This window comes from Marinobacter sp. PE14, from assembly GCF_053566155.1.
Genome location: NZ_JBQXNY010000007.1, coordinates 66,583 through 90,290, shown reverse-complemented (window position 1 = coordinate 90,290; position 23,708 = coordinate 66,583). Strand labels below are relative to the sequence as shown.

At 56.5% G+C, this 23,708-nt stretch carries 19 protein-coding genes; 11 read left to right on the top strand and 8 right to left on the bottom strand.

Annotated features, from left to right (window positions below; genetic code table 11):
• Window positions 1-71 precede the first annotated feature (71 nt).
• From ACWJ62_RS18660 to ACWJ62_RS18650, 3 genes are all read left to right on the top strand, one after another.
• Window positions 72-962 (top strand): LysR family transcriptional regulator, encoded by an 891-nt coding sequence (locus ACWJ62_RS18660; protein WP_449287542.1) that lies wholly within the window; start codon window positions 72-74, stop codon window positions 960-962.
• A gap of 46 nt (window positions 963-1,008) precedes the next feature.
• Window positions 1,009-1,401, top strand: a complete 393-nt coding sequence (gene gcvH, locus ACWJ62_RS18655) for a glycine cleavage system protein GcvH (RefSeq protein ID WP_449287541.1) — start codon at window positions 1,009-1,011, stop codon at window positions 1,399-1,401.
• Window positions 1,402-1,606: 205 nt separating this feature from the next.
• Window positions 1,607-2,803, top strand: coding sequence for a class I SAM-dependent rRNA methyltransferase (locus tag ACWJ62_RS18650; RefSeq protein ID WP_449287540.1), 1,197 nt, complete (start codon window positions 1,607-1,609; stop codon window positions 2,801-2,803).
• A gap of 53 nt (window positions 2,804-2,856) precedes the next feature.
• On the opposite strand, the gene ACWJ62_RS18645 is transcribed toward ACWJ62_RS18650, so the two are convergent.
• The gene (locus ACWJ62_RS18645) at window positions 2,857-3,513 is read right to left on the bottom strand and encodes a histidinol-phosphatase (RefSeq protein WP_449287539.1); all 657 of its coding nucleotides are present in this window, start codon (window positions 3,511-3,513) and stop codon (window positions 2,857-2,859) included.
• A gap of 174 nt (window positions 3,514-3,687) precedes the next feature.
• Here ACWJ62_RS18645 and ACWJ62_RS18640 point away from each other — a divergent pair, with 174 nt between their 5' ends.
• The 3 genes from ACWJ62_RS18640 (at window position 3,688) to ACWJ62_RS18630 (ending at window position 7,904) form a co-directional block, all read left to right on the top strand.
• Complete coding sequence (locus ACWJ62_RS18640; RefSeq protein ID WP_449287538.1) at window positions 3,688-4,218, top strand: RNA pyrophosphohydrolase; 531 nt, start codon at window positions 3,688-3,690, stop codon at window positions 4,216-4,218.
• Between the two features lie 15 nt (window positions 4,219-4,233).
• Entirely contained in the window at window positions 4,234-6,540 is a 2,307-nt protein-coding gene (gene ptsP, locus ACWJ62_RS18635; RefSeq protein WP_449287537.1) for a phosphoenolpyruvate--protein phosphotransferase, read from the top strand.
• A gap of 122 nt (window positions 6,541-6,662) precedes the next feature.
• Entirely contained in the window at window positions 6,663-7,904 is a 1,242-nt protein-coding gene (locus ACWJ62_RS18630; protein WP_449287536.1) for a patatin-like phospholipase family protein, read from the top strand.
• Between the two features lie 54 nt (window positions 7,905-7,958).
• On the opposite strand, the gene hslU is transcribed toward ACWJ62_RS18630, so the two are convergent.
• The 6 genes from hslU to ACWJ62_RS18600 form a co-directional block, all read right to left on the bottom strand.
• Window positions 7,959-9,287, bottom strand: a complete 1,329-nt coding sequence (hslU, locus tag ACWJ62_RS18625; protein ID WP_449287535.1) for an ATP-dependent protease ATPase subunit HslU — start codon at window positions 9,285-9,287, stop codon at window positions 7,959-7,961.
• 12 nt (window positions 9,288-9,299) lie between these two features.
• Window positions 9,300-9,830, bottom strand: coding sequence for an ATP-dependent protease subunit HslV (gene hslV / locus ACWJ62_RS18620; RefSeq protein WP_449287534.1), 531 nt, complete (start codon window positions 9,828-9,830; stop codon window positions 9,300-9,302).
• A 90-nt stretch (window positions 9,831-9,920) separates the two neighbouring features.
• Window positions 9,921-10,559, bottom strand: coding sequence for an SPOR domain-containing protein (locus tag ACWJ62_RS18615; protein ID WP_449287533.1), 639 nt, complete (start codon window positions 10,557-10,559; stop codon window positions 9,921-9,923).
• A gap of 5 nt (window positions 10,560-10,564) precedes the next feature.
• Entirely contained in the window at window positions 10,565-12,250 is a 1,686-nt protein-coding gene (argS, locus tag ACWJ62_RS18610; protein WP_449287532.1) for an arginine--tRNA ligase, read from the bottom strand.
• A gap of 154 nt (window positions 12,251-12,404) precedes the next feature.
• Window positions 12,405-14,291 carry an Ig-like domain-containing protein gene (locus ACWJ62_RS18605; protein ID WP_449287531.1) on the bottom strand — a complete coding sequence of 629 codons (1,887 nt, stop codon included), beginning with the start codon at window positions 14,289-14,291 and terminating at the stop codon, window positions 12,405-12,407.
• 212 nt (window positions 14,292-14,503) lie between these two features.
• Window positions 14,504-16,678, bottom strand: coding sequence for a primosomal protein N' (locus tag ACWJ62_RS18600; RefSeq protein ID WP_449287530.1), 2,175 nt, complete (start codon window positions 16,676-16,678; stop codon window positions 14,504-14,506).
• A gap of 264 nt (window positions 16,679-16,942) precedes the next feature.
• On the opposite strand from ACWJ62_RS18600, the gene rpmE reads away from it, so the two are divergent.
• Entirely contained in the window at window positions 16,943-17,164 is a 222-nt protein-coding gene (rpmE, locus tag ACWJ62_RS18595) for a 50S ribosomal protein L31 (RefSeq protein WP_064230272.1), read from the top strand.
• Between the two features lie 249 nt (window positions 17,165-17,413).
• The gene (locus tag ACWJ62_RS18590) at window positions 17,414-18,679 is read left to right on the top strand and encodes a malic enzyme-like NAD(P)-binding protein (RefSeq protein WP_449287529.1); all 1,266 of its coding nucleotides are present in this window, start codon (window positions 17,414-17,416) and stop codon (window positions 18,677-18,679) included.
• Window positions 18,680-18,747: 68 nt separating this feature from the next.
• On the opposite strand, the gene ACWJ62_RS18585 is transcribed toward ACWJ62_RS18590, so the two are convergent.
• Window positions 18,748-21,276, bottom strand: coding sequence for a penicillin-binding protein 1A (locus tag ACWJ62_RS18585; protein WP_449287528.1), 2,529 nt, complete (start codon window positions 21,274-21,276; stop codon window positions 18,748-18,750).
• 195 nt (window positions 21,277-21,471) lie between these two features.
• On the opposite strand from ACWJ62_RS18585, the gene ACWJ62_RS18580 reads away from it, so the two are divergent.
• The 3 genes from ACWJ62_RS18580 to ACWJ62_RS18570 are packed head-to-tail and all read left to right on the top strand — an operon-like array spanning window position 21,472 to window position 23,707.
• Window positions 21,472-22,533, top strand: a complete 1,062-nt coding sequence (locus tag ACWJ62_RS18580; RefSeq protein WP_349521790.1) for a pilus assembly protein PilM — start codon at window positions 21,472-21,474, stop codon at window positions 22,531-22,533.
• Window positions 22,533-23,099: a PilN domain-containing protein gene (locus ACWJ62_RS18575; RefSeq protein ID WP_449287527.1), complete on the top strand. Its 567-nt coding sequence runs from the start codon at window positions 22,533-22,535 to the stop codon at window positions 23,097-23,099. Before ACWJ62_RS18580 ends, ACWJ62_RS18575 begins: the two co-directional genes overlap by 1 nt.
• On the top strand, window positions 23,096-23,707 hold the full coding sequence (locus ACWJ62_RS18570) for a type 4a pilus biogenesis protein PilO (protein WP_449287526.1): 612 nt from the start codon (window positions 23,096-23,098) through the stop codon (window positions 23,705-23,707). The genes ACWJ62_RS18575 and ACWJ62_RS18570 overlap by 4 nt, the downstream gene beginning before the upstream one ends.
• Window position 23,708: the final 1 nt, after the last annotated feature.

The following is a 23,708-nucleotide window of genomic DNA, read 5'->3' as shown; positions in this document are numbered from 1 at the left end:
CGGGCTGGTGAAATGAAGAATAATGGTATTATTTCAGGTAACGATGAATATTGGTCATATATGGAGTGTCGATGATCGAGCGGAGCCATCTGGAGATTCTCAGGGCGGTCAATCAGCAGGGTTCTCTAACAGCAGCTGCCGAGCGCCTGCATCTGACCCAGTCTGCCCTCAGCCATTCCATTCGTAAGCTTGAGCAACAGCTGGGTACCGACATCTGGGTGCGTGAAGGGCGGCAGCTCAGGCTCACTCAGTCTGGTGACTATTTACTGTCTCTCGCGAACAGGCTGTTGCCGCAGATGGAACATGCGGAAATGCTGATCGATCAGTTTGCCAAGGGCCAGCGTGGCACGCTGCGCATCGGTATGGAGTGCCATCCGTGCTATCAATGGTTGTTGAAAGTGGTCGGGCCCTACCTGGAAGACTGGCCGGGGGTAGATGTGGATGTAAAACAGAAATTCCAGTTCGGTGGTATTGGTGCGCTGTTTGGTCACGATATCGATATGCTGGTGACTCCGGACCCCTTGCACCGCCCGGGGCTGGTCTTTGAACCGGTGTTCGACTACGAGCAGGTGCTTGTGGTGGCAGCGGACCACGCGCTGGCAGGTAAGGGATGGGTTGAACCCGAGGATCTGGAGAAAGAAACCCTGATCACCTACCCGGTGGAAATCGAACGGCTGGATATCTATACGCGGTTCCTACTGCCGGCTCACGCCAGCCCGGCAAGGCACAAAACCATTGAGACCACCGATATCATGCTGCAAATGGTCGCTGCAGGCCGCGGGGTGGCTGCGCTTCCGCGCTGGCTGGTAGAGGATTACAGTGCCCGGATTCCGGTTCGACCGGTTCAATTGGGCGAGGCGGGGATCCCGAAACAGATCTTCCTGGGCCTTCGTGAACGCGACCGGGGCGTGGATTACCTGAATTCGTTCATGAAGCTGGCAAGTGAGGTTCGCTGGAGTTAACGTCTTCAGTTAAACTGCGCAAAAAATTCGTTCAGGAAACCAGACTATGAGTGAGATACCCGCAGACCTGAAATACATTGAGACCCATCAATGGGTTCGCGTGTCCGATGACGGCACGGCGACGGTCGGCATAACCGATTTTGCCCAGGAGCAACTGGGTGATGTGGTATACATCGGTGTTCCGGATGTTGGCACTACCGTAAACGGTGGAGAGGAAGCTGGCGTGGCGGAGTCTGTAAAGTCGGCTTCGGATGTGTTCAGTCCTGTGACTGGTGAGGTTATCGAGGTGAATGAGAGTCTCGAGGATGAGCCGGAGAAGGTGAATGAAGATCCCTATGGTGACGGCTGGCTTTACAAGGTGCGGCTTGAGGATGCGGGTGAGCTAGATGGCCTGATGGATTCTGCGGCTTATGCGGAGCATGTGGCTGCCGAGCAGTAGCGGTTGTCCACCGGAGCATGAGCAGTCGGGCAGGGCTTTCGAAAACACGCTCCTTGCGGCACGTCCATGTGACGCTTGGGCTCCGCCATCCATGGCTCCGCACAGTTTTCGAAAGCCCTGCCCGACTGCTCCCGTAGCTTGGGTGTTGTCTTCACCCGTTAATGTATAATCCTCGCCCCGAATTATCCTCTGCCTGGTGGTCCCTATGAACTTTCCTGTCCTCTACCTACGAAAAGGCGCAGAGCGCCGTCTCCGTGCTGGCCATCTATGGGTTTACAGCAATGAGGTGGACACCCGCCGCAGTCCGCTGACGGAATTCGAGGCCGGTGTTCAGGCGGAGCTTCGGGCGTCGAACGACAAGCCTCTGGGTACAGTGTTCGTTAATCCCCATGCGCTGATTTGTGGCCGGCTGATCAGTCGGGACCCGGGCCATGGTATGACGCCGCAGCGGTTGACCCAGCGGATGGAGGCTGCGCTTGCGCTGCGGGAGCGGCTTTTCGATAAGCCGTTTTACCGTTGGGTGTTTGGTGATAGTGACGGTCTTTCGGGTCTGGTGATCGACCGGTTTGATTCCACAGTGGTGGTGCAAATTTCTACGGCCGGCATGGAAGCGATGAAGGATGCGGTTGTCCGTGCGGTTCAGCGGCTGGCGCACCCGGAGGCGATCATCCTCAAGAACGATGGCAAGATGCGCAAGGTGGAGGGGCTGGATACTTACGTGGAGCAGGCCCATGGCGCTGAAGTCAGCCTGTTGGAAGTGGAGGAGAATGGTGTCCGGTTCGAGGTACCTTTGGAAGGGGGGCAGAAGACGGGCTGGTTCTATGATCATCGGATGAATCGTGCCCGTTTACAGGCCTATGCGCCGGGTAAGCGGGTTCTGGATGTGTTCAGTTATGTCGGTGGCTGGGGCATCCAGGCGGCCTGTGCCGGGGCCACTCAGGTGACCTGTGTGGACAGTTCGGCCGGTGCCATTGATTCGGTTCACCACAACGCCAGGCTCAACGGCCTGGACAATGTGGAAACCATTGAGGGCGATGCCTTCGAAGCCCTGAAGGCGCTGGCGGATGAGAAGGAGAAGTTTGATGTGGTGGTTCTCGATCCGCCGGCACTGATTCCCCGGCGCAGGGACCAGAAGGCGGGGGAAGAGGCCTATGCCCGGCTGAACCAGCTCGGTCTGCGGTTGCTGGAGCGCGACGGCATACTGGTATCCGCATCCTGTTCCATGCACCTCTCGCAGGAGAAGCTGGTGGACATCATTCGTGGCAGCGGCCGTAAGATCGACCGCTTTGTCCAGTTGCTGGAGCAGGGGCATCAGGCCCCGGATCATCCGGTGATTCCGGGTATTCCCGAGACCGATTACATCAAATCCTGCTTTGTACGCTCCCTGACCGGATTTTTCTGAGCAGTTGAAGTCGGGGTCAGATGAACGCTTTCATCTGACCCCCTGTTCACGTCTTAACCCCGCAGTGACATCACTTTCCAGCCGTTGTCCCGGGCATATTGCTCCAGAGTTGGGTCCGGGTCGACGGCGACCGGGTTGTCCACGTTTTTCAGCAGCGGCAGGTCATTGTGGGAGTCGCTGTAGAACCAGGCCCCCTCAAGTGTCCTGTTGTGGGCACTCAGCCAGTCATCCAGTCGCGTGACCTTGCCGTCCTGAAAGCTCGGGGTGCCGGCCACTTCGCCCGTGTAACGGCCGTTGACCAATTCCGGTTCGGTGGCAATCAAGTGTTCGATGCCGAGGGCCTCGGCAATGGGTTCGGTCACGAAACGGTTGGTGGCAGTGATGATCATCAGCGTATGGCCCTGCTCACGATGGCTGTCCAGAAGGGCTTTCGCGCTGGCCTGCATCATGGGACGCACCTTTTTATCCATGAAGGCTTCTCGCCAGGCCAGTAGCTCGCCCATATTGTGGTTTGCCAGCGGCTGAAGGGCAAAGCCCAGGTAATGCAGGATATCCAGCTCGCCGTTCAGGTACTCCTGATAGAAGCGGTCGTTGGCAAGGCGGTATTCCTCGGCATCGACAATGCCTTCCTCCACCAGAAATTCGCCCCAGGCGTGGTCGCTGTCGCCGGCTAAAAGGGTGTTGTCCAGATCAAAAATTGCGAGCGTCAAGCGGTTACCTCCGGTGATCAAAGGGCTTACGGTAAAACGCCAAGTCTATCATGACCTGTCCCCAACGGCTCCGTTTGCCGAACCCTTGGGATTCTGTAAGAATGAGAGCAACTTGGACAAATCCGACCGGTGAATTTTTGCGCCGGTCAACCGACCTTTTGAGAGGACTGTGCCGTGATCGATTCAGACGGTTTCAGACCCAACGTCGGAATCATTCTGGCCAATCACAGAGGAGAAGTTCTCTGGGCAAGGCGAATAGGGCAGGACTCCTGGCAGTTCCCCCAGGGTGGCATCAAACATGATGAATCCCCTGAGGATGCGCTGTACCGGGAGCTTGGAGAGGAAGTCGGCCTCTGTGCAAACGATGTGGAAATCATCAGCTGCACGCGAGGCTGGCTGAGGTATCGACTCCCGAGGAGGATGGTACGCCAAAACTCCCACCCCGTTTGTGTGGGCCAAAAACAGAAATGGTTCCTGCTGAGGATGTTATCGCCGGACGCGCAGGTTTGCGTGGATGGTACGGATTCACCGGAGTTCGACGGCTGGCAGTGGGTAAGTTACTGGTATCCGTTGGGGCAGGTGGTTTCATTCAAGCGAGAAGTGTATCGACGCGCGCTGAGAGAGCTTGCGCCGCGACTGTTCTACAACATGGAACAGTGGCACAGGGCGGAGCAGAACCGGCGTTTACAGGAACACCAGAAATGACGGACTGACACCGCCATGCTGAGCATTCTGCGAAGTCTAGTACAAGAGGTAAACAGCGCCCGCGATCTGCAGGAGGCGCTGGATATCATTGTATCGCGGGTGCAAAAGGCCATGGGAACCGAGGTCTGCTCTGTCTACCTGCTTGACCCGGCCACCAACCGCTACATCCTGATGGCCACCGAAGGCCTTTACCGCAAGGCAGTTGGCCAGGTGAGTCTGGCCTATTCAGAGGGGCTTGTCGGCCTGGTGGGCTCTCGTGAGGAGCCCATCAACCTGGAGGATGCTCCCTCCCATCCGCGCTATCGTTACTTCCCCGAGACCGGTGAGGAGCGCTTCCGCTCTTTCCTGGGTGTGCCGATCATTCACCATCGCCGGGTGCTGGGCGTGCTTGTTGTCCAGCAGCGGGAGAGTTCCAGGTGCTTTGATGAGGGTGAAGAGGCCTTCCTGGTCACCGTTTCCGCTCAGCTGGCGGGGGTTATCGCCCACAGCGAAGCCACCGGCGCCATCAGTGGCCTCTCCCTGACCGGAGAGGAGACCCACGATGTCAGCTTCAACGGCGTGCCGGGTGCTCCGGGTGTTGCCATCGGCAGTGGCGTTGTCGTTTACCCTTCCGCTGATCTTGATGTGGTTCCGGAGAAGCCCACCGACGATATTGACCAGGAACTGGCCCTGTTCGGAGCCTCGGTTAAAGCGGTGAGGGAAGATATCGAGCGGGTGGCCAAACGGCTTGCTTCGCAGCTGCGTCCCGAAGAGCAGGCCCTGTTCGATGTCTATCTGAGAATGTTGGGTGACGATGCGATGCCCGGGGAGGTGTCGAACAAGATCAGGGAAGGGATCTGGGCCCAGGGTGCCCTCAAGCAGGTGGTCCAGCAATACATCCGTCATTTCGAGATGATGGACGATCACTACCTGCAAGAGCGTGCTGTTGATATCCGGGATCTTGGCCGCCGCTTGCTGTCTCATTTGCAGGAAGGCGAGCAGAAGCACCTGAACTACCCCGAACGCACGGTGCTGGTCAGCGAGGAGTTGACGCCGGCCATGCTTGGCGAGGTCCCCAAGGGACAGTTGGTTGGTCTGGTGTCCGTCAAAGGCTCCAGTAACTCTCATGTCGCCATCCTGGCACGGGCCATGGGCGTGCCCACGGTTATGGGACTGGTCGACATTCCCGTAAACCAGCTTGACGGCAAGGAGCTGATCGTAGACGGCTTTGAAGGCCAGATTTTTGCTTCGCCATCCGCAGACCTCCGTTCCTATTACCAGGCGATCTGCGACGAAGAAGACGAGCTGATTCGCGGGCTTGAAGTTCTCAAGGACAAGCCTTGTGAAACCACTGATCACCATCGAGTCTCACTGCTGGTGAACACCGGTCTGATGACCGATGTGGTGCGCTCTCTCTCGCACGGTGCTGAGGGTATCGGTCTGTATCGCACCGAAGTGCCCTTCATGATCAAGGACCGCTTCCCCTCCGAGCAGGAGCAGCGAGAGTATTACCGGGAGCAGCTCGAAGCCTTTGCGCCGAGCCCCGTTACCATGCGTACGCTGGATATTGGCGGCGACAAGGCGCTGACCTATTTCCCGATTCAGGAGGAAAACCCGTTCCTGGGCTGGCGGGGTATCCGGGTTACTCTCGACCATCCGGAGATCTTCCTGGTTCAGGTTCGGGCCATGCTCAAAGCGAGCGAGGGTTTGAACAACCTTCAGATCATGCTGCCGATGATCTCGAACATCTCGGAGGTGGAGGAGTCCCTGCATCTCATTTACCGGGTGTACCACGAGGTTCGGGAAGAGGGCTACGACATTCACATGCCCAAGGTGGGCGTGATGGTCGAAATCCCGGCTGCCGTTTACCAGATCCGGGAGCTGGCAGACCGGGTGGACTTCCTTTCTGTTGGTTCCAACGACCTGACACAGTATCTGCTGGCGGTAGATCGTAACAACCCCCGGGTTGCACAGCTCTATCACTCGTATCACCCGGCGGTACTCCAGGCGCTGGTGCGCATTGCCCAGGACGCTCACTCGGTGGGCAAGCCCGTTGGCATCTGCGGTGAACTGGCGGGTGATCCCGGCGGCGCACTGCTTTTGATGGCCATGGGCTACGATTCCCTGTCGATGAACGCGGCCAGCCTGCCCAAGGTCAAGTCAGTCATTCGCAGCGTAAGCCGGGAGTGGGCTATCCAGCTACTGGAAGACGTCCTATTGCTGGATTCGCCTCACGTTATCAAGAGCTGTGTCGATCTGGCGTTGCGAAATGCCGGTTTTGGTCGGTATCTGCGCCCCGGTAAGTCATCGGCCATGGCGGTATCGGAGGCCGCCGTTTCCTGAACGGAGGCGCGGATTCCGACAATATAGGGTGTGCACTCTAAATGCGGTTGTTATCTTGAGAATGGAAGTATCCGGCGGTCCGGCTGACGGGCCCGCATTCTTTATCCGGAAAAGGGAAGCCTATGAGCTCGCCAACTGACCATAAACCCGCTCCCCGCATCGGGCTTGCCCTTGGTGGCGGTGGTCCTCTGGGCGGCATTTATGAAATCGGAGCGCTCCGGGCGCTGGATGAGGCGCTTGACGGCCTCGATTTCAACAACATCAATGTGTATGTAGGCGTTAATGGTGGCTCTTTTGTGGCGGCAAATCTCGCCAACCAGATGACCACGGCGCAACTTTGCCGGATTTTCGTGCGCAACGAGGCGGAAGTGCATCCCTTTCATCCGGAAGTGTTTTACCGCCCGGCCTTTCGGGAGATTGGCAGCCGATTGCTGGCAATTCCGGGGCTGGTTTCGACGGCGGTAAGCCGCTTTATCAACAACCCTTACGATCAGAGCCTGCTGGAAGCCATGACAATCCTGGCTCAGGCAGCGCCTGCAGGGCTGTTTGATAATGAAGGTCTGCATGAGTATCTCAAACGGGCCTTCACCATGCTCGGGCGCACCAATGATTTCCGTCAACTCAAACGCAGCCTCTACATAGTGGCGGCCGATGTTGAGAGTACCGAAGCCGTCTGCTTTGGCGCTCCCGGTTTTGACCATGTGCCCATTTCCAAGGCTATTCAGGCCAGTACTGCCTCGCCGGGGCTGTATGTGCCGGTGGAAATCGATGGGCGGTATTATGTGGATGGTACGTTGCGCAAGGGGTTGCACGCCTCAGTGGCTTTCGAGGACGGTGCCGATCTGGTTTTCGCGGTGAATCCCCAGGTGCCGATTGATGCCAGTGCGGCGGTCCGGGCCGGCTCCATGAAGCCGGGTGAGCTGACCCGCTCAGGCATGCCGAATGTTCTGTCACAGACTTTCAGGACCATGGTGTACTCCCGGATGCAGTCGGGCATTGCTCAATATGCCCGGGATTATCCCGACAAGGACATTCTGCTGTTTGAGCCTACCCGTGACGACGCCAAGCTGTTCTTCTCCAACGTATTCAGCTTCCAGTCCCGCAGAATGGTGTGTGAGCACGCCTATCAGATGACACGGCGTGATCTTTTGAGTCGTGCAGACCAGTTGGAGCCCAAGCTGGCGAAATATGGCATCAAGCTTCGGCGGGATCGCCTTGAAGACGAGCAGCGGACAATCAGCACCAGTCTTTACGGCGAAATGCTGCCACTGTATGTGGCCAAGGGAAGAAAGAAAAAAGCCGAGAAGGGCCGATTGGCGGGCGGCTTGACTAACGTGTCGCACCTCTTCTCAAAGGCGCAATAATGTTCAGTGGGTGAGGGGGCCAGATGGCCGTTTCACCTGCCCCCTCGTTCACGCCTACAGGATGTACCGGCTGAGATCCTCGTCTTCGGACAACTCTCCAAGCTTTTCATCCACGTACTCGGCGGTTACCTCGAAGCCATCGGTAACCTTGTCGCCGGCATCGAAGGACAGTGTCTCCAGCAACCGCTCAAGGACGGTATACAGCCGACGGGCACCGATGTTTTCAGTGCTTTCGTTCACCTTCCAGGCAACCTCTGCAATGCGGGCGATGGCATCTTCCCGGAAGGTCAGTTTCACACCTTCGGTCAGCATCAATGCCTCGTACTGCTGCACCAGGGAGGCATCCGGTTCGGTCAGGATGCGCTTGAAATCCTCGGGCGTCAGCGCCTGAAGTTCAACGCGGATCGGCAAGCGGCCCTGAAGCTCGGGAATAAGGTCCGAGGGCTTGGACAGGTGGAACGCGCCGGAGGCGATAAACAGGATGTGATCTGTGCGCACAGAGCCGTATTTCGTGCTTACGGTGCTGCCCTCGATCAGTGGCAGCAGGTCCCGCTGGACACCCTCCCGAGAGACATCCGAAGAGGTGTTCTCGGACCGTTTGGCCACCTTGTCGATCTCATCCACGAATACGATGCCATTCTGCTCGACGGCCTGGATGGCTTTCTGCTTGATCTCTTCTTCGTTGACCAGCTTTGCACCTTCCTCTTCTTTTGCCCGCTTGAGCGCGTCCGAGACCTTCATTTTCCGGGTCTTGCGCTTGTCGGAGGACAGGTTGGAGAACATGCTCTGAAGCTGGTTAGTCATCTCTTCCATACCCGGGGGCGCCATGATTTCTACTCCGGCGCTGGAGTTGCTCAGGTCAATTTCGATTTCCTTGTCATCCAGTTCGCCTTCCCGGAGCTTTTTCCGGAACAGCTGGCGTGTGGATGAATCGGAGCTGCGCTGGCTGTCCTCACCGAAATCCCGGGGCGGTGGGATCAGTGCATCGAGGATGCGCTCTTCTGCCGCGTCCAGTGCTCGTTCTTCGTGGCGCTTCATTTCTGCTTCGCGAAGCATCTTGACGGCCATATCCGCCAGATCACGGATAATGGATTCCACGTCGCGGCCGACGTAGCCGACTTCGGTGAATTTTGTGGCCTCCACTTTCAGAAACGGGGCATCGGCCAATTTGGCGAGGCGCCGGGCAATCTCGGTTTTACCCACACCGGTGGGACCGATCATTAGAATGTTTTTGGGTGTGATCTCATCGCGCAGGCTGCTGTCCAGCTGCATCCGGCGCCAGCGATTTCTCAGGGCGATAGCCACCGCCCGCTTGGCTTCTTCCTGGCCCACGATGTGTTTGTTGAGTTCGTGGACAATCTCACGGGGAGTCATTGCAGACATGGTCGCTCCGGATCAGTCGTTTTTGGAGAGCACTTCAAGGGTGCGATTGTGATTGGTGTAGATGCAGATATCGGCGGCGATATCCAGACCTTTTTCGACTATCTCGTGTGCGGACAGGTCGGTGTTTTCCAGCAGGGCCCGGGCTGAAGCCTGGGCAAAGGGGCCGCCCGACCCGATGGCAATCAGGCCCTGTTCCGGCTCAATCACATCGCCGTTGCCGGTAATGATCAGTGAGGCGGTTTTGTCCGCTACGGCCAGCAAGGCTTCGAGCCTTCGCAATGCACGGTCTGTGCGCCAGTCTTTCGCCAGTTCAACCGCGGCCCTGGTGAGGTTGCCCTGGTGTTTCTCAAGCTGGGCCTCGAATCGCTCAAACAGGGTGAAGGCATCGGCGGTGCCGCCCGCGAAACCGGCGATCACCTGGCCGTTGTAAAGGCGGCGAACCTTCCGGGCATTGCCTTTCATTACGGTATTGCCCAGGGAAACCTGGCCGTCGCCACCCATGGCAACTTCGTCATTGCGCCTGACGGAAAGAATGGTAGTCATTTGGGCTCCAATTGCCTGATTGAAATTGGTATCCCGTTGTTATGGAGGCTTCTGGTGCGAATTCAAGGTGTTCGCAACGAGCCCGAAAGATCAGCCTTCCTTGGGGATCTTTCGGACCAGTGGCTGGATATTCAGGGAAACCAGTTTGTCGATCGCGGAATTCATCTGGCTGCGGGATGTGAAAGGGCCAACGTTGACGCGGTACCAGACGGAGCCGCTGTCCAGGTCAATCCTCTGGGTGCTTGCTCGCAAACCCTGAAAGGCGATCTGAGCCCGCTGTCGTTCGGCGTCTTCCTTGCTGCGAAAGGAGCCGGACTGAAGCAGATAATTGAAATCCGTTTGCGTTGGTCCGGGCGTGTATTCTTCGACTTTGGGCGGTACCACCTCGGATTCCGGCAGCATCTCGTAGAAGCGGAACCCGGGCTTATCTTCTTCCTCTGCTGTTTGCGTCGGCGTCTTCTCAGATTTCTGGGCCGGCTTCTCACTGACCGCTTGCGGCTGCGAACCCGGGTTCGCAGGCAGGGAATTCAGATAAAAGATAAACCCGATAAAGCCGCCCACAGCAGCCAGGGACAGAATCCACTTGAGTGACAAACTGCCGTGCTGGGCCCGGGCACTGGCCTTGGGTTTTTGGCGGGCCACTTTTGTCTTTGCCTGCTTCGCCGGTTTCGTGCGCGACGTGGCCGACGCTTTGGCGGGCCTGTCCTTGCGAGCGTAATCTCGGGACATTGGTGTTACATCTCTTCCGGTGCGCTGACGCCCAACAGGTCCAGACCGTTGGCAATAACCTGCCGGATGGCAAGGTAGAGGCTGATCCTGGCATCACGAATCGCCGTATCTTCAATCAATACCTTGTGGGCGTTGTAATACGTATGGAACTGGCCCGCCAGGTCCCGCAGGTAGTGCGTGAGATGGTGCGGTTCACGCTGCGCGGCGGAGTTGGCAATAAGCTCCGGATACTTGGCCAGCTGGTTGGCCAGGTCCTTTTCCTCGTCAAGCGTTAACAGTGAAAGGTCGCCGATGCATTCGTTTCGGCCACGCTCTACGCCTTCCTCGGCCAGTTTGCGAAGCACGCTGCAGATGCGTGCATGGGCATACTGCACGTAATAAACCGGGTTTTCATTGGTCTGGGAGCGAGCCAGATCGATATCGAAGGTCAACTGGGAATCCACCCGGCGCGCAGCCAGGAAGAACCGGGTGGCATCGCGGCCAACTTCATCAATCAGGTCCCGGACGGTCACGTAGCTGCCGGCCCGCTTGGAGATTTTTACCTCCTGGCCTGAACGGGTCACCATTACCATCTGGTGCAGGACGTAATCAGGCCAGCCTTGGGGAATGCCCGCATTCAGCGCCTGCAAGCCGGCGCGGACTCGGGTAACGGTTGAGTGATGGTCGGCACCCTGTTCGTTGATAACAGTGGTAAAGCCCCGTTGCCACTTGTCGAGGTGATAGGCGACATCCGGCAGGAAATAGGTGTAACCCCCATCCTTCTTGCGCATGACACGATCCTTGTCATCGCCGAACTCCGTGGTCTTCAGCCACATGGCGCCATCCTGCTCGTAGGTATAGCCATTTTCCTGCAGGCGCTTGACCGTGGCTTCGACCTTGCCGTCTTCGTACAGGGAGGATTCCAGGAAATAGACATCGAACTGAACCCCGAAGGCTTTCAGGTCCAGATCCTGCTCCCGCCGCAGGTAGGCAACGGCGAACTCGCGGATGGCATCGCGGTCTTCCGGATCCGCCTTGGCGGTCACTTCCCGATCGTCTGCGGTAACGGTGTCGCCAGCAAGGTAGGCCTTGGCAACATCAACAATGTAATCGCCCCGGTAGCCATCCGCCGGCCAGTTCGCGTCGTCCGGCGTCAGACCTTTCACCCGCGACTGAACTGAGAGTGCCAGGTTATCAATCTGGGCCCCGGCGTCGTTGTAGTAGAACTCCCGGGTTACAACGTAACCGTTTGCTTCCAGCAGCCGGCAAAGGCAGTCGCCGATCGCCGCGCCACGGCCGTGGCCAACGTGGAGGGGGCCTGTGGGGTTGGCCGAGACAAACTCCACCTGAACTTTTTCGCCCTGACCCTGATTGTTGCGGCCGAAACGAGCGCCTTCATCCAGTATGGCGTTGACCACTTCAAAGGCACTCGCAGTGCTCATAAAGAAGTTGATAAAACCGGGCCCGGCAATCTCCACTTTCTCTACAGCTTTGCTCTGCGGCAGCTTCTCGATCAGCGCCTCCGCCAGTTTGCGGGGTGCGCAGCCGGCAGCTTTTGAGGCAACCAGGGCAATGTTGCAGGCATAGTCGCCGTGGGACTTGTCCTTGGTATTGCCCACCTGTGGAGTGAAGGACTGGTCCGCAGGCAGAGTGCCATCGGCTTGGAGTGCTGCCAGTGCAGACTGGAGCAGATCGGAAACGGTCTCTTTCATGCTGTCAGGTGGCTCGGTTTACAGGAGAATTGGATTCGGGGCAGGAGGCCCGTTGAAAACAGAAGGCAGGTATTATCGCGGAAAGGTTGCTTATTCTCAAACAATAGAACCCGGGGATTGTGGTCCCCGGGTTCTGTTGTTTAGACGCTCGCTATCAGTTTGGGTCGGAGCATATGGCTGCGGAGCCGTATTTGCTCTCTGATCCGCCAGGGGGCGAGGCTTCAATGTTGTTCAAATCTGATGCAGAGCACGACAGCGTAAATTCCGCCGTACCTTGGCTCTCGGAACCGGCAACCTCAACCGTTGCAGTCAGGCGGAAGTCGGCCCAGGAGCAGTTGCTCTGAGGGTAAAGTAGGGAAAAGCCCGCTGAGCCATCTGCTGCGGTAGTCAGCGTGGCTGGCGAGAAGGTTGCGTCGTTGGACGGGTCCAGTTTCCCGTTATTGTTGAGGTCCTCGCCGGGATCGATGATGCCGTTTCCGTTGTTAAGGTCTTCGGCATCACAAGTCGCTGTGCGGTTTGGTACCCATTGGTCTGGTTCGCCGTCCCCGTCGATATCGGTTGCCACATAAAAGCCTTTGCCGTAAGAGATGGGGAGAAGTTTAAGTTCAACATTCGCGCCGCTCACCGGTGCACCGTTGACGTCGGTAACGAATGCGACCCACTCTCGGTCATAGCGCACGCTGTCCGGCTCAATGATTTCATTGCCGGTACCGAGCGTGATTCGTAATGCCTGGCCGCCAACAGTCATAGAAATTGTTGAAGAAGGCTGCGTGCCCGCGCTTGTCTGAGCCTGAATGACGACCCCATTGTTGCCAGTTCCGCTGTTGCCAGCACGGTAGGTGACGGTCGCACGACCGAGAGAGTCTGTCGTAGCCTGGGACTCAAGAAGCTGACCATTGCTTTCATCTGTCACGATACTGAAAGTGACGGGCTGGCCTTTCACGAGGTTGTTCTGTGAGTCTCGCAGTACCGCTGTAACCTCGGTTTCCTGTTGCGGGTTCAACTGCGTATCGTTGGCCTGAATGATGAGGCTGGTTGGGTTAGTTGCGACAAACTCAATCTGTCGGGTCGCGGTCAATCCGTCGGTGGTGGTTGCGGTAATGATAGAAGGCCCTGCAGTGGATGAGCTGATGTTGACGGAGGCCTCGCCATTGGCGGTTGAAACCTGCGTTGCACTCAGCGCACCGCGTGTTGCCGAGAAGGTAATGGTTTCGCCGTTCACCGGGGCCCCACCAGATGTCAGGACAACCGTTACAGTTTCGGGGGTGTTCAGGTCGACTGTCTCGATCTGAGTCGGATCAGGGTCGTTAAACAGGAAGCTGTCCTGATCCACTTGGACATCAATGGAGGCTTGCACCGTGCTGCTGCCGGTATAGGCCGAGACAGTAATAGTGTCGGTGCCGCCGGTGTTGGCTGTGAATCCCAGTGATACCGTGCCGGTTGCGCTGGTTGTTTGAGAAGCGCTCGTCAGCGTATTTGAACCGCTGCTTGAGACAGTGACGGCTTCTCCGCTGATACCGTTGCCATTGGAGTCAGTCAGGCGAACGGTATAGCTTGCGGTAGCGCCAATTGAAACAGCAGTTGGGCCGGAGATGGAGATGTCGGTACCAATAGCTTGTACAGATACAGTGTCAGTTTGGCCGCCTGCGGTGGCGGTTACAGAAATGGTCCGATTCTGGGGATTGCTGGAATTGGTCAGAATGGCCTGGGCGTTTCCGTTGGTATCTGTTTCTGCGCTAACTACCTGAAGTGCTGCGCCGCTGGTGCTGAACGTGACCGGGATTGCTGGTAACAGGATCCCGTTACTATCCTGGACAGTGGCTGTAAGCGTGACTTGCGAGTTCGCTGCAGTACCAATCTGAGGCGAGTCGGAAAGTAGGTTGATAGAGCCGGCAGTAACTTGTCCTCCGTCATCATCTCCGCCACCACCGTTGTTATTTCCAGGCCCCGCAAGGGGTGAGGAACCACTGTCGCCGCCACAGGCAACGAGCAAAAGAGACAGAAGGCTGGCTGCCATGGTTAAGCCAAATTTCCCCGACATTGTTATCTCCACTTTCCGTAAGTGTCGTTTATCTTGGTCTCGCCCGAGTCCCTTAGAGTTCAGGGAGCCTGATAAGACAAAATGCTAGTTCGCTGAAATCATAGCACATCGAAATTTATCGTCGCTCGAGGTTTCGCCATTTTGTGAAAAACTTTGTAACGTTTTTATGTTCGTGGCAGTAGCTCACATTTCTGAAAGTGGGATGATCTTCTTTACCCGGTTTCCTGCGGATCAACATCAATCATCCATTTGATCCCGGCAGGCAGCTTTTTCTGGTCCAGTTCCTGACAGATTCCGGTCAGCAAGCTGTTCAGTTTTTTTCGGTTGCGGGCGTTGAGGATTAGTTGCGCACGGTGCTTGTCTGCGCGTCGGGCAATCATGGCCGGCAGCGGCCCCCAGGTCTCGATGCCTGTGGCATTGGTAAGAGGCCTTATTGCATCTAGCACTTGCAGACTCTTTTCCATGGTATCGCCTTCTGCTCTGAAGATGGCCATGGCGCGGAATGGCGGAAACTGACCCTCTTCCCGCTCTTTTAGGAGTTGGTCGGCGATGTCGAGATACTGTCCCTCGCACAGGATTTTTAGCAATGGGTGGTCGCTGTGGCAGGTTTGCACGAGAACTTTGCCGGGCTTTGTGCCCCGGCCGGCGCGGCCACTGACCTGCAAAAGGGTCTGTATGAGTTGCTCGGGCGCGCGAAAGTCCACGCTGAACAGCCCTCCATCCGCGTTTACCACCACCACGAGTGTGACATTCGGGAAGTCGTGTCCTTTCGCCAGCATCTGGGTGCCCACAAGTACGCATGATTTGCCAGTGTTTACCTGGTTCAGGATGCCCTGGATGCTGCCCTTGCGCTGCGTGCTGTCGCGATCCACGCGCACCACCGGTGTATCCGGGAAAGCCGTGGCAAGAATGTCCTCGGTTCTCTCGGTGCCCTGTCCAACCGGTTTGAAGGCCTCACTCTGGCACTTCGGGCATTGCTCGGTGGCCGCCGTCTGGTAGTCGCAGTGGTGACATCTCATCGCCCGGTCCCGGCGGTGGTAGGTCAGGCGAGTGTCACAGCGCGGGCATTCAACCATGTGGCCGCAGTCAAAGCACATCATGACCGGGGCAAATCCTCGCCGATTGACGAAAACCAGCGCCTGCTCACCTTTTGTCAGGGTCTGTTCGATGGCATTCAGGGTAGGGCGGGAGAGGCCGCCCTCCAATGGGCGGCTCCGGATATCCAGCAAGCTGATGACCGGGGGCGCAGCATTTCCGGCGCGTTCTTCAAGCTTTACCAGATGGTATTTGGCCTGCTCGGCATTATGAACGGATTCCAGCGACGGAGTGGCGGATCCCAGAATGACGGGACACTTGTTCAGGTGCGCGCGGTAAACGGCCAGGTCTCGGCCGGAGTACCGAAAACCTTCACCCTGCTTGTAAGAGCTGTCGTGCTCTTCATCGACAATGATGGTCCGCAGGTTGGTGAACGGTAGCAAAACAGCCGATCGCGTACCTACAAGGATAACGGGCTCGCCGTTCCGCACTTTCAGCCATGTCGCCAGACGTTCACCGTCGTTCAGGGCTGAGTGCCATACGACAATTCGAGCGCCAAAATAGTGCTGGAATCGGGCGACCGTTTGGGGCGTCAGGTTGATCTCCGGTACCAGTACGAGGGCCTGATCCTGATTTCCCAGGTGTTCTTTCAGGTAATGAAGGTAGATCTCGGTTTTTCCGCTACCGGTGATGCCGTATAGGAGAAAGGCGGCGAACCCTTCGTCCGGGGAAGCCAGCTGCTCTGCGGCAGACCTCTGCGCCTCGGATAATCTGGGTCGGCGGGCCAGCAGCTCGGGGGCTTCATTGAAATCCGCCGGTCGGGCTGGCGAGACAACCTCGATCAGTTGCTTCTTCTGCAGTGCCTTGAGTTGCGCCCGGTTGAATCCCGCCCTCAGAATATCGGTTGTCGGGGCGCCGTTGGATCGCTGGTTCAGCCAATCCCAAAGGGCTTTCTGTTTATGCGCATTCGCGGGGATCGTCGAGCCGCTGTCGATTGCACGCCACCACTGGTCTTTTTTTTCCTCTGCAATGCGCCCTCGTCTGAGTGCTGGGGGCAGGGCAGTGAACAGGCATTCGCCGAGCGGGTGCTGGTAGTAGTCGCTTGCCCAACTGAGAAGCTTGAAGGTTTCCGCAGGCAGCGCGGACCAGTTTTCCATTGCGCCTGCCACAGGCTTGAGAGTGATGCCGGGAGGCGGCTCAACGCCGACCTGAACAACAAGGCCCGTTGCCTGCTGCCGGCCAAAGGGAATTCGCACTCTCTGTCCCGGAGTCAGTTCAAGGCTTTCCGGAACGATGTAATCGAAGAGTCGACGCAGCGGACGATTCAGGGCAATGCGTGCGATCAACGGCACTGAGTGCTCCACGGGATGACGGGTGTCACGGTTTTTCCTTATCCTGTTTCAGTCGGCGGCCTGCCGCGAAATCCGGGGTGGGCGAGTCCGGAAGTCAGGGTGGTGCTTGCCTGCAGAACTAATTGCAAGTAAGATTCGCGGTCTGTTTCCGGCAGGGTATGATTGTGCCCCGTCTTCTCAATTGATTCAAACGTGCGGTGCCTGGCGCCTGGGCAGATTTGATGCCCCGTGATCAGGTAGCGGCATGACCTAACGAGGTTCGCCATGAAAGAAGGTATCCATCCTAAGTACGAAGAGATTACTGCAACCTGCTCTTGCGGTAATACCTTCAAGACCCGCTCTACCTACACCCATGATCTGCAGCTGGATGTGTGTTCCCAGTGTCACCCATTCTACACCGGCAAGCAGAAAGTTATGGATACCGGTGGTCGTATCGACCGTTTCCAGAAGCGTTTCGGTGGTCGCATCGGCGGCAAGAAAGACTGATCCAGCTGGATCCGGGAAAGCGCCTTCGGGCGCTTTTTTTGTGCCCGGGCATCAGAGTGTACCTATAGGATACATACGCAATTAGCACTATTGACTGTTCACAAAATGTTCATGGGCCACTTGTCGTTTCGGGGCTGGCGGGCCATAATGTCGCGCTCCGCCGAGTAGGGGCCTCGATTCGGAGTTGATCCGAGGCTCCCTGGCTTCGGCGGTTCACTACCTTTAAACGTGACAAACGGAACAGTGGCAATGTCTCAAGATCTGAAAGAAGCAGCCCTTGAATATCACGCCAAGCCGCGGCCTGGTAAGCTGAGTGTTGAAATCACCAAGCCAACCAAGACTTCCCGCGACCTTTCCCTGGCGTATAGCCCCGGGGTTGCCGAACCGGTCCGCGAGATCGCAAAGGACCCGGAGAACGCATACAAGTACACCGCCAAGGGCAACCTGGTGGCTGTCATCTCTGACGGTTCTGCGATTCTTGGTCTGGGTAACCTGGGTCCGCTGGCAAGCAAGCCAGTTATGGAAGGCAAGGGCGTACTGTTCAAACGCTTTGCCGGAATTGATGTCTTCGATATTGAAGTCAATTCCGAAAGCCCGCAGGCGTTTATCGAAACAGTCGAGCGTATTGCGGACACCTTCGGTGGTATCAACCTGGAAGACATCAAGGCGCCGGAGTGCTTTGAAATTGAGCGTGCGCTGATCGAAAAGTGCAACGTGCCCGTCTTCCACGATGACCAGCATGGCACTGCTATCGTAACTGCAGCCGGCATGATCAATGCCCTCGAGCTGCAGGGTAAAAAGATTGAAGAGGCCAGGGTGGTCTGCCTGGGTGCCGGTGCGGCCGCCATTGCCTGCATGAAGATTCTGATCAGCTGCGGTATTCGTTCTGAGAACATCTTCATGCTCGACCGCAAGGGTGTGATCCACTCTGGTCGTGATGATTTGAATCAGTACAAGGCAATGTTTGCCAACGACACTGACAAGCGCACTCTGGACGATGCGATTGATGGCGCTGACGTATTCCTGGGGCTGTCCGGTCCGGATCTCCTGACCGCTGACCAGCTCAAGAAAATGGCTCCCAAGCCGATCGTTTTCGCCTGCTCAAACCCGGATCCGGAGATCAGTCCGGAAATTGCCCTGGCAACCCGAGATGATCTGATCATGGCCACCGGTCGCTCTGACTATCCGAACCAGGTCAACAATGTGTTGGGCTTCCCGTTCATTTTCCGTGGAGCGCTGGACGTTCGTGCCACCGCGATCAACGAGGAAATGAAGGTGGCGGCTGTCAATGCAATCCGTGAACTGGCCAAGGAGCCTGTGCCTCGGGAAATTTGTGAGGCTTATGGTGTGGAGAGTTTCGAGTTCGGGAAAGAGTACATCATTCCCAAGCCGATGGACGTTCGCCTGCTGGAAGTGGTGCCGGCCGCCGTTGCTCGCGCTGCCGTGGATTCCGGCGTTGCACGTAATCCATACCCTGCGCACTATCCGCTCAAGTCCATGGACGACATTATCTGATCTGTCGTTCTGGATAGAAAAAAAAACCGGCGGTGATCCCGCCGGTTTTTTTGTGCCTGCTCCTTGTGTCAGAAGATTCGCCTTGACAGGTCGTCTTCCTCGGAGCCTCCATTTCGTTCGCTCTCTGTTTCTGATGTCAGAGGCGGTGGCGCATCCTCTTCCCGGAAGACCTCGAAAATGCCATCCTCGCCGGGCCTTGCCCGCTGTCCGGTTTCGGGGTTGATCCGGATATTGACGATGCCGTTGGGTCGGGGCATGAAGGAGGAGGGTGCTCCGTCGAGAGCTACTTCCATGTAGTCCAGCCAGATGGGGAGCGCGGTGCTGGCACCAAACTCGCGTCTGCCCAGAGGTGCCGGTTGGTCGAACCCAACCCAGGTGGTTGTGGCCACTTCGTGATTGAAGCCCGCAAACCAGGTGTCTTTCTGTTCGTTGGTGGTGCCGGTTTTACCGGCGATGTCGTCCCGGCCAAGGGCCAGCGCCCGTCTGCCGGTGCCGCGACGAATGACGTCCTGCATCATCGAATGCAGGATAAAGACCGAGCGTTCGTCCGCCAGTCTGCGCATAACCCGAACCTCTGGCGAGTCCTCACTTGTTTCAGAAACATTGGTGACGGTGTTTGGCGAGCTTTCTTGCTCGCCCGATTTTTCCTGTCCTGTAACGTCGTCGCAGTCTTCGTCACACAAAACGGTTTTCGGCGCCTGGTAAATGGTCTCACCGCTAAAGTCACTGATAGTCTCGATCAGGTAGGGTTCAACGTCGTAGCCTCCGTTGGCAATCACAGCCAGGCCTCTGGCAAGCTCCATGGGCGTAAGCTGGCCGCTGCCCAGTGAGAGTGACAGATCGTCCGGCATGTTTTCTACCGGGATTTCCAGCTGTGACAGATAATCCAGGGTGTTCTGTATGCCTAGGTCGCGCAGCAGTCGGATCGAGACAAGGTTGCGTGAGCGATAGAGTGCTTCGCGCAGGCGGGTTGGGCCATAGAACTGTCCGGATGAGTTCTGGGGGCGCCAGGCAGTCTCCAGTTCCGAATCATCGAAGACGATCGGCGCATCGTTGTAAATGGTGGCGGGTGTCATGCCGCTTTCCAAGGCGCTCAGGTAGAGGAAGGGCTTGAAGGTGGAGCCAGGCTGTCGTCTCGCCTGTATGGCACGGTTATATTTGCTTTGGCCAAAACTGTAGCCTCCGCTCAGTGCCTCAATGGCGCCGGTTTTGGCTTTCAGTGAAATGACCGCGCCTTCAGCCCTCGGAATTTGAGCAAGCGCAACAGTGGCTTCACCGAGCCGCTCCGACTCGTCATTGTTGAGTTCGTTCCCGTTGGCTTCGGGCTCCGGCGAAGCCGGATCCGGGTTTTGGGCACGCACATAGATAACGTCGCCGGGAGCCACAACATCGGAGGGCTTTCCAGGCTCGGGGCCCGTGAGGTTTTCCGTTTTGTAGCGCTTCGCCCAGGTCATGGTTTCGAAGGCCATGGTGGCGTTGCCGATACGGCGCGCATGCACCGTCACTTTGCCGGATTCATCGTCAACCTCTGTGACGATTGCGGGAAGCAGGGACTCCACGCGAGGATAGTTCAGAATCAGATCTGACGGTTCGCTCTCGGCGAGTGTTTCCTGATCAATCTGCCCAACAGGGCCCCGGAAGCCGTGGCGCCGATCATAGGCTTCAAGGCCGTCTCTTAATGCCTCTGTGGCAACCTGCTGTTTTTTGCCGTCAACTGTCAGGGTTACGGTATAGCCATCGGTGTAGGCGTCCTCGCCGAACCGCCGAACCATCTCGGACCTCGCCATTTCGGCAACATAGTCGGCGTCGACTTCAGTCTCCGTGCTGTTGTAGCTGGCAGTAATGGGGGCAGAAACGGCAAGTTCGTGGGCATCCGGAGTGATGTACCCCAGGTCGCGCATGCGTCCGAGAATCCAGTTGCGTCGGATCATCGCGCGGTCCGGATTGGCCAGGGGATTGAACGCCGAGGGCGCTTTTGGCAGGCCGGCGAGCATAGCCATCTGGGCCAGGGATAATTCCGAGACTGGTTCGTTGTAATAAACCTGTGCTGCGGCGGCAATCCCGTAGGCCCGATTGCCCAGGTAGATCTTGTTCAGATAGAGCTCCAGGATGCGGTTTTTATCCAGTTCACGTTCGATCTGAAGAGCCAGAAGTATCTCGTTGAACTTCCGGATAAAGGTTCTGTCCCGTGACAAAAAGTAATTTTTTGCAACCTGCATTGTGATGGTGCTGCCCCCGGACTGGATCTCGCCGGTAGAGACCAGTTCGATTGCAGCCCGCGCCAGGCCTTTGATGTCGACCCCAAAGTGCTCGTAAAAACGCGAGTCTTCAGCCGCCATAAAGGCTTGTAACTGAATTGTTGGGATCTGTTCGATTGTGATGGGTGCCCTTCTCTTTTCACCGAATTCTGCTATTAATCTGTTGTCTTTGCTATAGACCCGTAATGGCGTCTGCAGCTTGATGTCCAGAAGCTGATGTACCGGCGGAAGGCCAGGGCGAAGGTAAAGATAGAGGCCTGAGGTTACGATAACGGCGACACTCAGTCCGGTAAGAAACAACCAGGCAAAAAGGCGAGATGTGCGCAACAAATGAGACATTTTTTTCTGACAACTGTTGGATATAGGTCTATCATTTGAGAAATTGCTTTAGGATGGAAGAGGTGCTTCACCGCTGCAATAGTTCTCAACTAAAGAAGAACACGCATTGTAGACGGAATGGTGAAGAAATTCTCTTAAATAAAAAACACATAAGTTACGTAACCGGGTGCATCTAACCAGGTATAGGGTGAGCGCGTGTTTGGATTAGGAAAGAAATCCAGTGCAGTGCTGGGCGTGGATATAAGCTCCAGCTCGGTCAAACTTCTGGAGCTATCGAAGCAGGGCGACCGTTATAAGGTCGAAAGCTACGCGGTGGAGCCTTTGCCGGCCAATGCCGTGGTGGAGAAGAATATTACGGACGTAGAAGCCGTGGGCGAGGTAATGAAGCGCGTAGCTTCCAAGTCCCGTTCTGGCGTCAAACAGGTGGCTGTTGCGGTTTCAGGTTCTGCGGTTATTACCAAGCTTATCCAGATGGATGGCGGCCTGAACGAATTCGAGATGGAAGATCAGATTGCCCTCGAGGCCGATCAATACATTCCATACCCGCTGGATGAAGTGGCGATTGATTTCGAAGTTCAGGGACCTTCCGAGAACAACCCCGACCAGGTGGATGTGCTTCTGGCTGCTTGCCGGAAAGAAAACGTCGACATCCGGGAGGATGCACTCGAGATTGCCTCATTGACTACCAAAGTGGTTGACGTTGAAGCCTATGCCCTTGAGCGTGCCTACGCACTGATCGAGCCACAGCTGGACTCTCAGGGAGAAGAGCTGGTGGTAGCGATTGTGGACATTGGTGCGACCATGACCACGCTGAGTGTTCTGGCGGGTGGGAAAACCGTTTACACGCGAGAGCAGATTTTCGGTGGCAAACAGCTGACCGAGGAAATCCAGCGCCGTTATGGTTTGTCGCTCGAGGAAGCCGGTCTTGCGAAAAAGCAGGGCGGACTGCCTGATGATTACGAGTCCGAAGTGCTTACTCCGTTCCGTGAGGCTGTAGTGCAGCAGGTTGCCCGAGCGCTTCAATTCTTCTTTGGTGCCAGTCAATACAATGCCGTCGATTACGTGGTTCTGGCCGGAGGCACGGCCTCGATTCAGGGGCTGACTGAAATGGTCGAAGAAAAAACGGGAACACCGACCATGGTCGCGAATCCTTTTGCAGATATGGCGGTAGGTTCAAGGGTGAACGCGTCGGCACTGAGTAATGATGCGCCTTCCCTGATGATTGCCTGCGGCTTGGCAATGAGGAGCTTCGACTGATGGCAAAAATTAACCTACGACCGTGGCGCGAAGAGCTTCGCGCCGAGAAACAGAAACAGTTCGTGGTCATGATTCTGGGCGCTGCGATCATTGCTGGCGGGCTGGTCTTCCTCTGGAAAACCGATATGGATAGCCGGATCGCCTACCAGCAATCCCGCAATGCTTACCTCGAAACAGCGACCAAAAATCTGGATCAGCAAATCAAGGAAATTGAGGACCTAAAGCGAAAAAGGGATGAACTTCTCGCCCGAATGCAGGTTATTCAGGATCTTCAGGGCAAGCGCCCCGTTATTGTGCGCGTTTTCGACGAACTGGTCAGGACTTTGCCTGATGGGCTTTTCTATGCGGACCTCAAACGAACTGGTGACCAAATCGACATAGTGGGAATGGCTGAATCCAACAGTCGTGTATCTACGCTGATGCGTCAGTTTGAAGAGTCAGACTGGTTTACGGATCCGGATTTGTCCAATGTGTCGGCTGCTGAGAGTCGTCGCGCGGGGTACAGTCAATTCAATCTTTCAGTCCAACAAAAAACTCCTGAGCCTGAAGGGGAGGATGGTCAATGAGCCTCGCCGACTCACTTAAAAGCCTCAATGAATTCGATATCAATGATCTTGACGTTAATAATGCGGGTATTTGGCCGGCACCAATCAAGGCAATTGTTGTGCTTATCGTGTTTGCTCTTATAGCTGGCGGTGGCTACTGGTTTTTCGTGAAAGATCAGTATGTTCAACTCGACCGTGTGGAAAAAACCGAACAGGATCTAAGAAAAAAATACGAAGAGAAAGCTTATCAGGTGGCAAACCTGGAGGTCTTCAAAGCTCAAATGGCAGAAATGGAAGAAACCTTCGGCGCGTTGGTGAGGCAGCTTCCAAGTGAAACTGAGGTTCCGGGCTTGTTGGAAGATATAACCAACACGGCGTTGGGGAACGGGCTTTCTCTTCAGGAGGTGGCTCTTCAGCCTGAGCAGCGTCGTGATTTCTATTCAGAGTTGCCGATTAATATTCGTGTGACTGGCTCTTATCATGAGCTTGCCTCGTTTGTCAGCAGTGTCGCAAGCCTGCCCAGGATCGTCACACTGCATGATTTAACCATTAAACCAACAGGCGGAGATGGAGAGCGACTTGACATGCAGGTTGTAGCTCGCACATACCGCTACCGGGCTGGAGAGTGAG

What these genes read in the sequence shown, in the direction of transcription:
- ACWJ62_RS18660 (WP_449287542.1), top strand. Translation starts at nt 72, where the DNA reads ATGATCGAGCGGAGCCATCTGGAGATTCTCAGGGCGGTCAATCAGCAG.
- gcvH (WP_449287541.1), top strand. Translation starts at nt 1,009, where the DNA reads ATGAGTGAGATACCCGCAGACCTGAAATACATTGAGACCCATCAATGG.
- ACWJ62_RS18650 (WP_449287540.1), top strand. Translation starts at nt 1,607, where the DNA reads ATGAACTTTCCTGTCCTCTACCTACGAAAAGGCGCAGAGCGCCGTCTC.
- ptsP (WP_449287537.1), top strand. Translation starts at nt 4,234, where the DNA reads ATGCTGAGCATTCTGCGAAGTCTAGTACAAGAGGTAAACAGCGCCCGC.
- ACWJ62_RS18630 (WP_449287536.1), top strand. Translation starts at nt 6,663, where the DNA reads ATGAGCTCGCCAACTGACCATAAACCCGCTCCCCGCATCGGGCTTGCC.
- hslU (WP_449287535.1), bottom strand. Translation starts at nt 9,287, where the DNA reads ATGTCTGCAATGACTCCCCGTGAGATTGTCCACGAACTCAACAAACAC.
- hslV (WP_449287534.1), bottom strand. Translation starts at nt 9,830, where the DNA reads ATGACTACCATTCTTTCCGTCAGGCGCAATGACGAAGTTGCCATGGGT.
- ACWJ62_RS18615 (WP_449287533.1), bottom strand. Translation starts at nt 10,559, where the DNA reads ATGTCCCGAGATTACGCTCGCAAGGACAGGCCCGCCAAAGCGTCGGCC.
- argS (WP_449287532.1), bottom strand. Translation starts at nt 12,250, where the DNA reads ATGAAAGAGACCGTTTCCGATCTGCTCCAGTCTGCACTGGCAGCACTC.
- ACWJ62_RS18605 (WP_449287531.1), bottom strand. Translation starts at nt 14,291, where the DNA reads ATGTCGGGGAAATTTGGCTTAACCATGGCAGCCAGCCTTCTGTCTCTT.
- rpmE (WP_064230272.1), top strand. Translation starts at nt 16,943, where the DNA reads ATGAAAGAAGGTATCCATCCTAAGTACGAAGAGATTACTGCAACCTGC.
- ACWJ62_RS18590 (WP_449287529.1), top strand. Translation starts at nt 17,414, where the DNA reads ATGTCTCAAGATCTGAAAGAAGCAGCCCTTGAATATCACGCCAAGCCG.
- ACWJ62_RS18585 (WP_449287528.1), bottom strand. Translation starts at nt 21,276, where the DNA reads ATGTCTCATTTGTTGCGCACATCTCGCCTTTTTGCCTGGTTGTTTCTT.
- ACWJ62_RS18575 (WP_449287527.1), top strand. Translation starts at nt 22,533, where the DNA reads ATGGCAAAAATTAACCTACGACCGTGGCGCGAAGAGCTTCGCGCCGAG.
- ACWJ62_RS18570 (WP_449287526.1), top strand. Translation starts at nt 23,096, where the DNA reads ATGAGCCTCGCCGACTCACTTAAAAGCCTCAATGAATTCGATATCAAT.